Annotated in this window: 12 protein-coding genes; 4 read left to right on the plus strand and 8 right to left on the minus strand. The window is 58.7% G+C overall.

The genetic code is table 11. The annotated features are described in order from the left end of the window. Window positions 1–108: 108 nt before the first annotated feature. The 8 genes from ASG35_RS04095 to ASG35_RS04130 all read right to left on the minus strand — a co-directional run bounded on the left by ASG35_RS04095 (window position 109) and on the right by ASG35_RS04130 (window position 8,237). A complete protein-coding gene (locus ASG35_RS04095) occupies window positions 109–1,005 on the minus strand; it encodes a polysaccharide deacetylase family protein (protein WP_056353106.1) in 897 nt (298 codons plus the stop codon). A 9-nt stretch (window positions 1,006–1,014) separates the two neighbouring features. Then, the gene (locus ASG35_RS04100) at window positions 1,015–2,064 is read right to left on the minus strand and encodes a bifunctional UDP-4-keto-pentose/UDP-xylose synthase (RefSeq protein WP_056353107.1); all 1,050 of its coding nucleotides are present in this window, start codon (window positions 2,062–2,064) and stop codon (window positions 1,015–1,017) included. After that, window positions 2,061–3,056 (minus strand): formyltransferase, encoded by a 996-nt coding sequence (locus ASG35_RS04105; protein ID WP_056353109.1) that lies wholly within the window; start codon window positions 3,054–3,056, stop codon window positions 2,061–2,063. The genes ASG35_RS04100 and ASG35_RS04105 overlap by 4 nt, the downstream gene beginning before the upstream one ends. Before the next feature lie 10 nt (window positions 3,057–3,066). Then, window positions 3,067–4,095 (minus strand): glycosyltransferase, encoded by a 1,029-nt coding sequence (locus tag ASG35_RS04110; RefSeq protein ID WP_056353111.1) that lies wholly within the window; start codon window positions 4,093–4,095, stop codon window positions 3,067–3,069. Window positions 4,096–4,173: 78 nt separating this feature from the next. Further along, window positions 4,174–5,337 (minus strand): DegT/DnrJ/EryC1/StrS family aminotransferase, encoded by a 1,164-nt coding sequence (locus tag ASG35_RS04115; protein ID WP_056353113.1) that lies wholly within the window; start codon window positions 5,335–5,337, stop codon window positions 4,174–4,176. Between the two features lie 55 nt (window positions 5,338–5,392). Beyond that, window positions 5,393–5,764, minus strand: a complete 372-nt coding sequence (locus ASG35_RS04120) for a DMT family transporter (RefSeq protein WP_056353115.1) — start codon at window positions 5,762–5,764, stop codon at window positions 5,393–5,395. Between the two features lie 86 nt (window positions 5,765–5,850). Next, complete coding sequence (locus ASG35_RS04125) at window positions 5,851–7,524, minus strand: glycosyltransferase family 39 protein (protein ID WP_056353117.1); 1,674 nt, start codon at window positions 7,522–7,524, stop codon at window positions 5,851–5,853. Window positions 7,525–7,862: 338 nt separating this feature from the next. Further along, a complete protein-coding gene (locus ASG35_RS04130; RefSeq protein ID WP_056353118.1) occupies window positions 7,863–8,237 on the minus strand; it encodes an Mth938-like domain-containing protein in 375 nt (124 codons plus the stop codon). 497 nt (window positions 8,238–8,734) lie between these two features. Between ASG35_RS04130 and ASG35_RS04140 the strand changes: the two genes are divergently transcribed. From ASG35_RS04140 to ASG35_RS04155, 4 genes are all read left to right on the plus strand, one after another. Next, complete coding sequence (locus tag ASG35_RS04140; protein WP_200945687.1) at window positions 8,735–9,973, plus strand: pyridoxal phosphate-dependent aminotransferase; 1,239 nt, start codon at window positions 8,735–8,737, stop codon at window positions 9,971–9,973. 26 nt (window positions 9,974–9,999) lie between these two features. Then, a complete protein-coding gene (locus tag ASG35_RS04145) occupies window positions 10,000–11,316 on the plus strand; it encodes a homoserine dehydrogenase (protein WP_056353125.1) in 1,317 nt (438 codons plus the stop codon). A 9-nt stretch (window positions 11,317–11,325) separates the two neighbouring features. Beyond that, complete coding sequence (gene thrC, locus ASG35_RS04150; protein WP_056353127.1) at window positions 11,326–12,771, plus strand: threonine synthase; 1,446 nt, start codon at window positions 11,326–11,328, stop codon at window positions 12,769–12,771. Window positions 12,772–12,913: 142 nt separating this feature from the next. Beyond that, window positions 12,914–14,482 (plus strand): ABC-F family ATPase, encoded by a 1,569-nt coding sequence (locus ASG35_RS04155; protein WP_056353129.1) that lies wholly within the window; start codon window positions 12,914–12,916, stop codon window positions 14,480–14,482. Window positions 14,483–14,576: the final 94 nt, after the last annotated feature.

The raw sequence follows: 14,576 nt of genomic DNA on the forward strand, positions 1-14,576 counted from the left end.
TCGGCTTTCGTGTAGCGGTTGCGCGGGCGAGGGAGACATTCACGGCAGACGGTCTGGCTATATCGAGCCAGTGAGTTTTTCAGCGGACTCGCCCAAGCCGCGAAAACATCAATCAGGCTGTAGGATCAATTCTCCCGCTCGGCCCGGAATTTCGCCCCACGAAACAGGGTACGTGGGCAGCGCCGCGCGGTCCAGCGCCGCATGATAGTCGCCCATCGTGCAGAAGGTGTGGCCTTGTGCGCTCCAGCCAGCGAGCATCTGCTCGAAAACCGGCGCGAGCTTTTGTCCCTCGAGTTCGGCGTGAAGCGTGAAAACCTGATCGTGATTTTGCTTCGATGTCAGGCTGAGCAAATGAGCGGCGACGTTGCTTACGTCGATGCCATCGACTCCCAGAACTTCATCGAGCGTGGGTAGCGTGGTCGGCATCTGGACGTGGTTCAAAACACGGCCGTCGAGAACGGGAATGTAGGGCGTGTGGCCACGTCCGTCGGACGCGTACTTCATGCCCCAGGCATCGATTTGCTCGAACGCATGACCGTTCATTTGCCAGCCCGCTGCGCCATGCGTGGCCGGCGGCGTACCGAAAATCTCGATAAAACGCGCGTGGCTGCGTTGCATTTGCGCCGCAGTCCACTCGCGATTGCCAGCGCGGACATTGTCCTGCCAGTAGACGTGGTCCCACGTATGAATACCGCACTCGAAACCGGCTTCGTGGATGGCGCGCATTTCAGCAACGGCGCGCCGCCCGATGTCCGGCCCGGGCAGCAGCACGCCATACATAAGCGTTTTCACACCGTAGTGCTCGACTACCGAGGTTCGCGAAACCTTCTTCAGAAATCCCGGGCGAAACACACGGCGCAAGGCCCAACCGGTGTGATCCGGTCCGAGACTGAACAGGAACGTTGCGCGGGCGTGATATTTGTCGAGAAGACGCGCCAGATTCGGCACGCCTTCGCGCGTGCCACGCAAGGTATCGACATCGATTTTCAGAACGATACGAGCCACGCGCCGCCCTTAACTCTGGTCTTCAACAAGGCGCCGGGCCGTAGCCACATCGCCGCGATACGCCTCGAAAATCTTGCGCAGCGCGTCGTCCATGGTCGCGACCGGCTTCCAGTCGAGTTCTTCGATTGTGTTGTCGATCTTCGGCACGCGATTTTGCACGTCCTGATAACCCGCGCCGTAATAAGCGCCCGACGAGGTCTCGACCAGCTGCACGGTCTTCGCGCTTTCTGCGTACTCGCTGATCTCGTTTGCGAGCTTCAGCATCTTGTTCGCGAGTTCGCGCACCGAGAAGTTGTTGCTCGGATTGCCAATGTTGTAGATCTTGCCCGTAGCCACGCCGTCCTTGTTTTCGATGATCTTCATCAGCGCGCCGATGCCGTCGTCGATATCTGTGAACGCACGCTTTTGCGCGCCGCCATCGACAAGACTGATGTTCTCGCCGCGCACGATATGCCCGAGAAACTGCGTGACGACGCGCGAGCTGCCTTCCTTCGGCGTGTAGATGGAGTCGAGTCCTGGGCCGATCCAGTTGAACGGGCGGAACAGCGTGAAGTTCAGGCCTTCCATGCCGTAACCCCAGATCACGCGGTCCATTAGCTGCTTCGAGCACGCGTAAATCCAGCGCGGCTTGTTGATCGGGCCATAGCTCAGTTGCGACTCTTCGGGATCGAACTGCTCGTCCGTGCACATGCCGTACACCTCGGACGTCGACGGAAACACGAGATGTTTGCCGTACTTAACAGCCGAACGCACGATGGGCAAATTTGCTTCGAAGTCGAGTTCGAAGACGCGCAGCGGCTGCTTGACATACGTTGCGGGCGTTGCGATCGCGACCAGCGGGAGGATCACATCACACTTCTTGATGTGATATTCGACCCACTCCTTGTTGATCGTAATGTCGCCTTCGAAAAAATGCATGCGCTCGTGATGTGCGAGGTCGCCCAGGCGGTCGCGCTGCATGTCCATGCCGAAGACTTCCCAGTCGGTCGTCTCGAGAATGCGCTTGGAAAGGTGGTGGCCAATGAAGCCGTTGACACCCAGGATCAGGACTTTTTTCATGAATGGGGAAGTGATTGAGTGAGTCGGCCGAATTCGGCGGGACTGACGACGCGTTCGCCGCCGGCTGGTGTCTGGCGGGTTTCGCTTTCGTCCACGAATGGTTGCCGAAGTTCACGGATGGCGACGACGCGACCATCGCCGCATACGCCAAACAGCGCATTATCCTTCACGTGCAGGCCAGGGGGCAAATCCTGGAGCGCGCGTTGGGTATCGGCTGCGATGCCGGGCAGGCCCTTTTCGGGCACGAGACGGGCACGCGCGACGATAAACCGCGCCTGGCCAATATCCGTAAATGCGCCCGGATACGGCGGTGCGACTGCGCGGATCAGGTTGTAGACCTGTTGTGCGGGTTTCGTCCAGTCGATACGGCCGTCCTCCGGCTTCCTGCCACCGAAGTAGCTGCCTTTGCTGATGTCGTTCGGCAGATGCGGCGCTTCGTCCGCGATCAAGGCCGGCAATACGCGCCAGAGCGTCTGCTCGGCGGCGACCGTGGTTTTGTCGAAGACCTGGCTTGCGGTGTCGTCCGGAAGAATAGGCACGGGCGTCTGGGCGAGAATCGCCCCGGCGTCGGGCTTTGCAGCCATTTCATGCAGCGTTGCGCCCGTTTCCGTTTCACCGTTCAATACTGCCCAGTTGGTGGGAACGCGGCCGCGATATTTCGGCAGCAACGAGCCGTGCATGTTGTAAGCGCCGCGCGCGGCGAGCGCGAGCAGTTCAACCGGCAGCATGTGCCGGTAGTAGAACGAGAAGATGAAGTCCGGCGCGAGCGTCGCAATAGTTTCGTGCAACTCGGCCGATTTGGGATCGGCAGGCGTGGTCACGTTGATTCCATGATCGGCGGCTACCGATTTCACGCTGCCAAACCAGATGTTTTCGTCCGGATTGTCTTCATGGGTGACGACCAGCGCCACATCCACGCCACGGGCCAGCAACACCTGCAAGCAACGCACGCCGACGTTGTGATACGCGAATACGACTGCACGCGGTTTCATAGCGAAGACCTCATGACGGATCGACCTCGCGCGTGATCGCGGCAACGGCTTCCTGACGCGGCTTGGTGCGCGAAAGCTGGCCGTCGCGTTCTTCCAGAATGGTCTGCACCAGGTAACGCGGCCGCGCGCGAACCTGCTGATAAATCCGCCCGATGTACTCGCCGAGCAGCCCCAGCGCGAAGATGATCACGCCGAGCATGAAGAACGTAATGGCGAACAGCGTGAACACACCTTCCACTTCCGCGCCGAACATGAAGCGCCGGACCAGCAGCAGCAGGAAAAGGCCCGCGGATCCCACCGAAAGAATCACGCCGATAAACGACAACCATTGCAGCGGCACGACCGAGAAACCGGTCACGAGATCGAAGTTCAGGCGGATCAGGCTGTACAGCGAATACTTCGATTCGCCCGCAAAACGCTCTTCATGCGCGACATCGATTTCAATAGGGTTTTGCGCAAACGTATAGGCGAGGGCGGGAATGAACGTGTTGATTTCGCCGCAACGATTGATGGTATCGATGATATGGCGGCTATAGCCGCGCAGCATGCAGCCCTGGTCGGTCATGCGGATACGCGTGATGCGTTCGCGCAAGCGGTTCATCAGCCGCGAGGCTTTCTTGCGCCAGAAACTGTCCTGGCGCTGTTGACGGATCGTGCCGACGTAGTCGTAGCCGTCGCGCATCTTGGCGAGCAGCTTGCTGATTTCCTCGGGAGGATTCTGCAGGTCCGCATCGAGCGTAATGACGCTATCTCCGCGCGACTGTTCAAAGCCGGCGAGGATGGCCATGTGCTGGCCGTAATTGCCATTGAGCAGGATCACGCGCGTGGTGTCAGGGCGCGCGCGGAATTGCTGCGCGAGCAGCGCCGCGGATTTATCGCGGCTGCCGTCGTTGATGAAAATGACCTCGTAGGTCGCGCCAAGCGCGTCGAGCGCCGGATACAAGCGCGAGAAGAGCGCGGCGAGGCCCTCTTCCTCGTTGTACACCGGGACCACGACCGTCAGTTCGGGTCCGGTCGGCAGAAAATCGGTTTGACTCATATTGGCGATGGTTCCGCTAGATGTCCGTGATCAATTGATGCTGCACCGGCCGCAGCGCACGCCGCGGCATGGCTTTTCCTATTTCGCGTGGGCCGCGCAAATTTCATCTACGGCCTGTACGACTCGCGTTACATCACCGTGATTCATCTGCGTGAACAGTGGCAAGGTCACAGTGGACGCGCCGTACTTTTCGGCGTGCGGGAACATGCCTTCATGAAATCCGCGCGCCCGGTAAAGCGTGAACAAATGCAGCGCCGGGTAATGCACGCCGGTGCCGATGCCGCGTTCCTTCATCTGTCCCATGAACTCCGAGCGCGTGATCGACAGGCGTTCCAGCGGCAGCGCGATCTGGAACATGTGCCAGTTGCTGTCGGTGAAATTTTGCACCGGCAATTGCACGCCCGCGCGAACGGCCGAGCCGCCGGCAAAACTCTCGAAGTACGCGCGCGCCAGTTCGCGGCGCTTTTCGGTAAAGCGCTGGACATGCTTCAACTGCCCAAGACCAACCCGGGCTGCGACGTCGGTGAGATTGTATTTGCCGCCGAGCAGATCGCAATCCATGCCGTCGAAGCCCGTGCGCGTGATGCCTTGCAGCCGGTACTTTTGCGCAAGGATTGCTTCTTCCTCGTTGTTCAGGACCAGCGCGCCCCCCTCTATGGACGTCACGTTCTTGTTTGCATGGAAACTGAACGAAACGATGTCTCCGAACGAGCCGATTTTCTTGCCGCGCCAAGTCGAACCGAAAGCCTGCGCTGCGTCTTCGATTACCCGCAATTTATGGTCGCGCGCAATGCCGTAAAGCCGGTCCATATCCACGGGCAGACCCGAGAGATACACTGGCAGGATTGCCTTGGTGCGCGGCGTGATGGCCTTTTCCAGCAGGTCCAGGTCGATATTGCGCGTGACCGGATCGATGTCCGCGAAAACCGGCGTCGCGCCCGTTTCAATAATCACATTGCTGGTCGATACCCAGGTCATGGGCGTGGTAATGACTTCGTCGCCTTCGCCCACGCCCGCAATACGCAAGCCGATTTCCATGGTCGCCGTGCCGGAGTTGAAAGTGCGGACCGGGCGGCCGCCGCAAAAATCAGACAGTTCAGCCTCGAATTGCGTGTTTTGCGGTCCGGTCGTGATCCAGCCGGAACGGAGTACATCGGCGACGCCCTGGATCGTCTCTTCGTCAATCTCGGAGCGCACGAACGGCAGGAAAGGCAGCGTTTTGGAGGTCGCGTTCTGAGTCATGGAGTCTCTGCGTAAATAGTGGGACTGCGAGGTGCGGACACGCGCGAAACGAATGCTAGCTGCGAGTCAGCACCACTACGCCAATCAGGATGATGCCAATACCGACCAGACGCTGCATCGACAATATTTCGCCAAACAAATACCACGCCGCAAACGCGTTCACCACGTAACCCAATGAAAGCATGGGATAAGCCACGGAAACGTCGACTCGCGACAACCCCACGATCCACACCCCGACGCTGAACACATAGCAGGCGAGGCCGCCGATGATCGGCCACTGCGTCGCGATTTTCAGGCCAATCGGAACAATGTTCGATGGCGTGAATTCGAAATGGCCAACATTGTTCACACCGGCTTTTAGCAGCAACTGCGCGCCGGCGTTCAACATGACGCCGGTGATGATGCAAAAGAAGGATATAGGGTTCATCGTGGACCGTAATAGTGGTTTTTATCGGCGCATTGCAGTGCAGCATCTTCAAACGAAACGGCCTGTCTAGATGCCGCGCCATTGTTTCAAGGCTGCGGCTTTTCCACAATGACCCGCCGGTCATCGCGCGCAATCACTTTCATCGGCACGTTTTTCGCGAGCAATTCGTCGTATCGGCCGGGCGGCATCAAGGCGAGAGCATACCGGTCGGCATCCCAGCGCTGAATCCATGCATCGATCGTCGGCACCCACTTCTGCGGCTCCGTCGTCACGCCGAATTGCAACTCGTCCGGCTCCTGCACCATGATCATGGTGTGACCAAGATAAAACGGCATGGTGTGATCCAGCTTGGCAACGGAGTAGAACGGCGTGTCGGCGGGAAGTCTTGCCATGGCCGACTTGACGGCCGGCACCAGTTTCACGCCAGAACTCTCGCGGCCAAAAACATCGTGTCCCGTCCCGGCAATCGTCCCGATCAAGAGCCAGGCCGCGCCCAGCAATACAACGCCACCAATCGAACTGCGCCGGTTGTACCAGATGGCAGCAAGAGTGACCACGAACGCAACAGCGAGCGCGGCATACACCCAAAGCTGGAATTCACGGTAAAGATAGTTGGGTGTATGACCGCCGCCCATTCGGCCCAGGAAGATCGCGCCAAACGCCGCGGCGACCAGAAACACCGTGTAGCCAATTAGGTGGCGGCTCCATTGCACGCGCGTCAGCAAAGGCAAATAGATGGCGATCAGCAACGCAATCGACGGCGCGATCGGCAACGTGTAAGACAAAAGTTTGGAGTGTGACGCGCTGAAGAACAGGAAGATAAAGGCGGTCCAGACCAATAGCAACGTGACCGGCGCAAAACCGTTTGGCTGGCGCGGCACTTTCACCGCATGGCGGGCGCTCTGAAACACGACGGAAAGCCAAGGCAGGAATCCGATAATCAACACGGGCACGAAATAATAGAACGCACCCGGCCGGTTCTGTTCAGGTGTCAGATATCGCTGGAACTGCTGGACGATGAAGAAGAAATTCAAAAACTCCGGGTTCTTCATCTGCACGAGCACGAACCAGGGCACTGAGATGATCGCAAACAGGATTAGCCCGCTGCCAATATACAAACGCTTCCAGAGCGCCCAGTCGCGCGCAATCAAGGTGTACAGCACCAGAACGGCACCCGGCAGAATCAAGCCGACCAATCCTTTCGATAGCAGCGCGAGCGCCATGCCAGCCCAGCAGAGCCACATCCAGAGCCGTACTTGTTTGGCGGCCAGGTTAGGACGTTGGGCGAGCAGCAAACTGCACAGCGTAAGCTCCATCCAGAATGACAAACCCATGTCCAGCGTGTCGAAATGGGCCATCAGGTTCCAGTACGGCGACGTGGCAAGTACGACAGCCGCGCAAAATCCTGTTACGCCGTTGAATACGCGGGCACCTGTGTAGCCGACCAGAAGCACGCCGGCAAAGCCCGTCAACGCTGTGTAAAGCCGCGCTTGCCATTCGCCAATCCCGAACCACGCGAACGTCAACGCATTTGCCCAGGTTTGCAGCGGCGGTTTCTCGAAATATTTATAGCCGTTGTAGCGAGGCGTGATCCAGTCGCCGGTCACGAACATTTCGCGGGCCATTTCCGCGTAACGGCCTTCGTCGCTGGGAACGAGATGACGCAAGCCGAGCGGCGCGAACCAGATCACAGCGAGTGCAGCGATCAACAGTAGAAGCGAGAGGCGGGTGAGCGGTAGCCGGTAAGGCGTATCGTTCATAAAAGTCGACCTGTCCAGTGCCGCTGGTGCGGCGAAAAGCGAATTCAAAAAGGGGCTCGAGTGTGGCGTATCGAGACTTAAGGGCGGCTTAGGCAGGTTCCGGAGCTCAGAGTGCGCACGCCCCGCGACACATGCAGGTTCCGCTGCTTCGACAAAGTGCACAAGCTGGCCAGATGGGGTGGTAGATGAAGAAACGCGCGGCGTTTCAAATTTTTACCAGATAGCGCAGGTCCTGGCCGTTGCGACAGAGCCGCCGGGCGGCAGTTTATCGTACTGACGCGCCATTCCCGCGCGCGGACGAATGGACGGCGTATTGAAGCTGTTGCGCCAAGCGCGGATTAAGCCTCGAGCAAGAGCGCGGCGGCGACCCGGCGGCCTTCGGACATCAGAATGTTGTAAGTGCGGCATGCGGCGCCGAAGTCCATCGTCTCGACGCCAATGCGCTGTTGCGTGAGCCTGGCCGTAAGACGCGGATGAGGGAAACGCAGCCGCGAGCCGCTACCGAATACAACAACCTCGGGCGCGAGTTCAAGCAGCGCGTCGAAATTCTCAGGCGTGAGCGCCTCGAACGACGTGACAGGCCACTGGATCACGGGACTTTCCGGCATCACGATAATGCTGCCGTCATGCCGTTGAAGATTGATCGCGACGTAATCGGCGCCGTAACTCGTGATGGTGTTGAGCGCGCCGCTGGCTTCCTGATGTAATTTCAAATCGATTGTCCGACAGGCGGTTGATGGCAAGGAGTGACTGCATGCATTTGCGAAAGTCACGCTTAATCCGCTAAATTATAACTTTTCAGCCGTTTGCGGGTTGCGAGCCCCAACGGCGCAGTGCTTCGCGCGCCGCCACGAGCGGCTTGTCGAAACCCGAAAAAAGGCCGCTTTTCCTCGGCCGAATGGCCAAAAATCACACGTTTGGGCCCAAACCCGCCTCTATCCGGCGCATTTTCGCTAGACTGCCTGTTCTGCGCTGCCTTCCGGAATTCTGAAGTTTCTGCTTGGCGCTCGCGCCACAACGTCGGCCCGGTCGATCGTCGATGCTGCATTCCGGTCGGATCGGATGCATAGGCGAATTGCAGCTTTGCTAGAACGCTTTGCCGCGCAGGCCGCAATGCCCTTTGTTTGTGTCCTTCGCCGATTTTGGCCGTCGACTGCACCCGAATAACCAACAGAGCCTGTTTTCAAGTAACCGAGTGAGCCTTCCCGCCGTGAAACCGATTCTCAAGTCCAATAAATTACAGAACGTCTGTTACGACATTCGCGGGCCCGTGCTCGAGCACGCGAAGCGTCTCGAGGACGAAGGTCATCGGATCATCAAGCTCAATATCGGCAATCTTGCGTCGTTCGGTTTCGACGCGCCGGACGAGATCATCCAGGACATGATCCGCAATCTGCCGACATCGTCGGGATATTCGGATTCGAAGGGCGTGTTCGCCGCGCGCAAGGCGATCATGCATTACACGCAGCAAAAGGGCGTGCAGGGCGTGGAACTGGACGACATCTACATTGGCAATGGCGCGTCCGAATTGATCGTGATGGCCATGCAGGGTTTGCTGAACGACGGCGACGAAGTGCTGCTGCCCGCGCCGGATTATCCGCTGTGGACGGCGGCGGTAAGCCTATCGTCTGGCACGCCCGTCCATTATCTCTGCGACGAATCCGCCGACTGGATGCCCGATCTCGACGACCTGCGCTCGAAGATCACTCCCAATACGAAAGCGCTCGTCATCATCAACCCGAACAACCCGACGGGCGCGCTGTATTCCGACGCGTTGCTGACCGAAATGATCGAGATCGCGCGCATGCACGGCCTGATCATCTTCGCCGACGAGGTCTACGACAAGATCGTCTATGACGGCCGCGAGCACACCGCGGTCGCTGCGTTGTCCGAGGACGTGCTGACGGTGACGTTCAACAGCTTGTCGAAAAGTTACCGGGCGTGTGGTTATCGTGCCGGTTGGATGTTCATTTCCGGCCTGACAGGCGAAAACCGGCGTATTGCCAACGACTATATGGAAGGGCTCGGCATTCTCGCGTCCATGCGCCTGTGCGCGAACGTCCCGGGACAGTACGCCATCCAGACCGCGCTGGGCGGCTATCAGAGCATCAACGACCTGATCCTTCCGGGCGGGCGCCTGTTCAAGCAGCGCGAACTTGCGTACGACATGCTGACAGCCATTCCCGGCGTGAGCTGCGTCAAGCCGCAAGCGGCGCTGTACATGTTCCCCAAACTCGACCCGAAGATGTACCCGATCGTCGACGACCAGCAGTTCATCACGGATTTGTTGCTCGAAGAACGGACGCTGCTCGTGCAGGGCACGGGTTTCAACTGGCCGGCGCCCGATCATTTCCGCGTGGTGTTTCTGCCGAACGTGGACGATCTGGCTGACTCGATCAACCGTATCGCGCGCTTTCTCGATGGTTATCGAAAGCGTCACTCTGTTTAAACCTCTCTTAAAAGACTTACGCTGCAATGGAACCGATCAAAGTTGGCCTGCTGGGCTTCGGCACGGTCGGCAGCGGCACCTTCACGGTGCTGCGCCGCAATCAGGAAGAAATCAAACGGCGCGCCGGACGTGGCATTGAAATTTCGTGCATTGCCGTGCGCACGCCGTCCAAGGTGACGGGCGCCGAGGGCGTCGAGATTACGACCGACTTCAACGCAGTCGTGGACGATCCTTCCATCGACATCGTGGCCGAGATGATCGGCGGCACGGGCGTGGCGCGTGATTTGGTGCTGCGCGCGATTGCCAACGGCAAGCATGTGGTGACAGCGAACAAGGCGCTGCTCGCCGTGCACGGCAGCGAGATTTTCGAAGCGGCCAGCAAGAAAGGCGTGATGGTGGCGTTCGAGGCAGCGGTCGCGGGCGGTATTCCGATCATCAAGGCGCTGCGCGAAGGGTTGACGGCCAACCGGATCGAGTACATCGCCGGAATCATCAACGGGACGACGAACTACATTCTTTCGGAGATGCGCGACCGCGGGCTCGACTTCGCGACCGCGCTGAAAGCCGCGCAGGAACTGGGGTACGCCGAAGCCGACCCGACCTTCGACATTGAAGGCGTGGACGCGGCGCACAAGGTCACGATCATGAGCGCGATCGCGTTCGGCGTGCCCGTGCAGTTCGAGCGTGCGTATGTGGAAGGCATCAGCAAGCTCGATGCAATCGATATTCGCTATGCAGAAGATCTGGGGTATCGGATCAAGCTGCTGGGTATTGCGCGCCGCACGGAGAAGGGCATCGAATTGCGTACCCATCCGACGCTGATCCCCGAAAAGCGCTTGCTCGCCAACGTGGAAGGCGCGATGAACGCGGTCGTTGTCCATGGCGATGCCGTGGGCACCACGCTTTATTACGGCAAGGGCGCGGGCGCGGAGCCAACGGCGTCGGCGGTCGTCGCGGATCTCGTGGACGTGACGCGCCTGCATACGGCGGACCCTGAGCATCGCGTGCCGCATCTGGCCTTTCAGCAGGACAGCCTCGCGAACACACCCATCCTGCCCATCGAGGAAGTGACGAGCAGCTACTACCTGCGTTTGCGGGTGGCGGATGTGACCGGCGTGCTTGCCAACATTACGCGGATTCTCGCCGACAAGGTCATCTCAATCGACGCCTTGCTGCAGAAAGAATCCGAACACGTCAACGGCGAAGACAAGGGCGAGACCGACATCATCCTGCTTACGCACGAAACGGTCGAAAAGGAAATCAACGCAGCGATCACGCAGATCGAGGCGCTCTCCACGGTGGTTTCGAAGGTAACGAAACTGCGCATGGAAGGAATGAAATAAGGCACCAAAATGAACTACATCTCGACACGGGGCGCCGGCATAGGCGAGCGCCACACTTTCTCAGACATCCTTCTAGGCGGCCTCGCCAAAGACGGCGGCCTTTATTTGCCCGCGGAATATCCGCGCGTGACAGCGCAGGAACTGGACGCGTGGCGCTTACTGTCCTACGCCGATCTTGCTTACGAGATCCTGCGCAAATTCAGCGACGATATCCCCGAGGAAGACCTGCGTTCGCTCACACGCCGCACCTACACGGCGGCCACATACAGCAACGTTCGCGATCACGAAAGCGCTTCGCAGATCACGCCGATCAAGACGCTTGGCGTGGAGAACGGCACGACGCTGTCACTGCTGGAGTTGTCCAACGGGCCAACGCTCGCGTTCAAGGACATGGCCATGCAGCTGCTCGGCAATCTGTTCGAGTACACGTTGGCCCAGCATGGCGAGACGCTCAACATTCTCGGCGCGACTTCCGGCGACACCGGCAGCGCGGCAGAATACGCAATGCGCGGCAAACAGGGCGTGCGTGTGTTCATGCTTTCGCCGCATCAGAAAATGAGCGCGTTCCAGACGGCGCAGATGTTCTCGCTGCAGGACCCGAACATTTACAACCTGGCGGTGGCCGGCAACTTCGATAATTGCCAGGACATCGTCAAGGCTGTATCGAATGATCACGCGTTCAAGGCCGCCAACAAGATCGGCACGGTCAATTCGATCAACTGGGCACGCGTGGTTGCGCAAGTCGTCTATTACTTCAAAGGCTATTTCGCCGCAACGAAATCGAACGCCGAACGTGTGTCGTTCACGGTGCCTTCGGGTAATTTCGGCAATGTCTGCGCGGGGCACATTGCGCGAATGATGGGCTTGCCGATCGAGCAACTCGTCGTCGCCACGAACGAAAACGACGTGCTCGACGAATTTTTCCGCACCGGTGTTTATCGTGTGCGTACCGCCGCCGAGACGTATCACACGACGAGTCCGAGCATGGATATCTCGAAGGCATCGAATTTCGAGCGTTTCGTGTTCGATCTGCTCGGGCGCGACCCGGCTCGCGTGTTGCAACTTTTCCACGATGTCGAGGAAAAGGGCGGTTTCGATCTTGCCGCCAGCGGCGATTTCGCGCGTGTGAAGGAGTTTGGTTTTGTGTCGGGACGCAGCAGCCATGCGGATCGTGTGGAAACCATCCGCGACGCGTTCAACCAATACAACACCATGATCGACACCCACACGGCCGACGGCCTGAAGGTGGCGCGCGAACACCTGAAGCCGGGTATTCCGATGATCGTGCTGGAAACCGCGCAACCAATCAAATTCGGCGAAACCATCCGGGAGGCCTTGCAGCGCGAGCCGGAACGTCCGGCAGCTTTTATTGGCATGGAAGAATTGCCACAGAAGTTCGATATCGTCAGCGCTGACGCGGGCGTGGTGAAGGCGTACATCGCTGAGCGCGTATAGGCTCGGGAATGGCGGCGGCGGGGCATTCTGAAGAACGCTGCGCTGCCCGACTATCGGGCGTTTGCGCTGCAACGCCGCAAATCGTCGCAAAAACTGCTAAAATTGCAGGTTTTTCGCCGTACACCATTCAAAAGGACGCGCTGTGCTGTCTACTGCCAATATCACCATGCAATTCGGGCCGAAGCCCCTCTTCGAGAACATTTCGGTCAAGTTCGGGGAAGGAAATCGCTACGGCCTGATTGGGGCGAACGGCTGCGGCAAATCCACGTTGATGAAAATCCTGGGCGGCGACCTGGAACCAAGTTCGGGCACCGTAATGCTCGAGCCGAACGTTCGTTTGGGCAAATTGCGCCAGGATCAGTTCGCATATGAAGACATGCGCGTGATCGACGTGGTGATGATGGGCCACACCGAGATGTGGAAAGCCATGTCCGAGCGCGACGCCATTTACGCGAACCCGGACGCGACCGACGACGACTACATGCACGCCGCCGAACTCGAAGCGAAGTTCGCGGAATACGACGGCTACACGGCTGAGGCGCGTGCTGGCGAACTGTTGCTGGGAATCGGTATTGCGATCGAAGATCATACGGGACCGATGAGCAATGTCGCGCCGGGCTGGAAGCTGCGCGTGCTGCTGGCCCAGGCCCTGTTTTCGAAGCCGGACGTGTTGCTGCTCGACGAACCGACCAACAATCTGGACATCACGTCCATCCGCTGGCTGGAAGACGTACTGAATCAGTACAACTCCACCATGGTGATCATTTCCCACGATCGGCACTTCTTGAACCAGGTCTGCACGCACATGGCAGACATGGATTACGGCACGCTCAAGGTGTATCCGGGTAATTACGACGACTACATGCTGGCTTCGGCCCAGGCGCGCGAACGCCAGGCGAGCGCGAATCAGAAGGCGAAGGATCGCGTGGCCGATTTGCAGGATTTCGTGCGCCGCTTCTCGGCGAACAAATCGAAGGCGCGCCAGGCGACCAGCCGTGCAAAGCAGATCGAGAAGATCAAGATCGAGGAGTTCAAGCCTTCGTCACGTCAAAACCCGTTTATTCGTTTTGAGTTCGAGAAGAAGCTGCACAACATCGCGGTCGTGGCCGACGGCATCACCAAGAAATATGACCGAACCATCTTTAATCACTTCAACCTGAGCGTGCAGCCGGGCGAACGGATTGCGATCATCGGCGAGAACGGTGCGGGCAAGACCACGCTGCTACGCGCGCTGAAGGGTGCAATCGAGCTGGACGGCGGCACGGTCAAGTGGGCGGAAAACGCGCTGGTTGGCTACATGCCGCAGGACACGTACGAAGAGTTTCCAAAGGACGAGACGCTGACCGACTGGGTGGATCAGTATCGTCAGGACGGTGATGACGACCAGATGGTCCGCGGCACTTTAGGCCGTCTCCTGTTCAATGCCGACGATATTAAAAAGTCCGTGAAGGTGCTCTCGGGTGGCGAAAAAGGCCGCATGATCTGGGGCAAGCTGATGCTCGGCCGTCCGAACGTCTTGTTGATGGATGAGCCGACCAACCACATGGACATGGAATCAATCGAGTCCTTGCAGATTGCGCTGGAAAAGTACGAAGGCACGCTGATCTTCGTGTCGCACGACCGCGAGTTTGTGAATGGATTGGCGAACCGCGTGATCGAAGTGAAAAACGACGGAACGATTCGTGACTTTGGCGGCACGTACGAAGAGTAGCTGGCGAGCCAGGGCATTCAGTAATTCGTAGTTGACTATCCTGGACTGCAAAGAGCCCGTTTCGTAACGAAGCGGGCTCTTTGCGTATAGGGAA

Source organism: Burkholderia sp. Leaf177 (genome assembly GCF_001424345.1).
Lineage (GTDB): Bacteria > Pseudomonadota > Gammaproteobacteria > Burkholderiales > Burkholderiaceae > Caballeronia.

Excerpts from the sequence above, each read along its gene's own strand:
- ASG35_RS04100 (WP_056353107.1), bottom strand. The coding sequence starts at position 2,064 with ATGAAAAAAGTCCTGATCCTGGGTGTCAACGGCTTCATTGGCCACCAC.
- ASG35_RS04105 (WP_056353109.1), bottom strand. The coding sequence starts at position 3,056 with ATGAAACCGCGTGCAGTCGTATTCGCGTATCACAACGTCGGCGTGCGT.
- ASG35_RS04110 (WP_056353111.1), bottom strand. The coding sequence starts at position 4,095 with ATGAGTCAAACCGATTTTCTGCCGACCGGACCCGAACTGACGGTCGTG.
- ASG35_RS04115 (WP_056353113.1), bottom strand. The coding sequence starts at position 5,337 with ATGACTCAGAACGCGACCTCCAAAACGCTGCCTTTCCTGCCGTTCGTG.
- ASG35_RS04120 (WP_056353115.1), bottom strand. The coding sequence starts at position 5,764 with ATGAACCCTATATCCTTCTTTTGCATCATCACCGGCGTCATGTTGAAC.
- ASG35_RS04125 (WP_056353117.1), bottom strand. The coding sequence starts at position 7,524 with ATGAACGATACGCCTTACCGGCTACCGCTCACCCGCCTCTCGCTTCTA.
- ASG35_RS04145 (WP_056353125.1), top strand. The coding sequence starts at position 10,000 with ATGGAACCGATCAAAGTTGGCCTGCTGGGCTTCGGCACGGTCGGCAGC.
- thrC (WP_056353127.1), top strand. The coding sequence starts at position 11,326 with ATGAACTACATCTCGACACGGGGCGCCGGCATAGGCGAGCGCCACACT.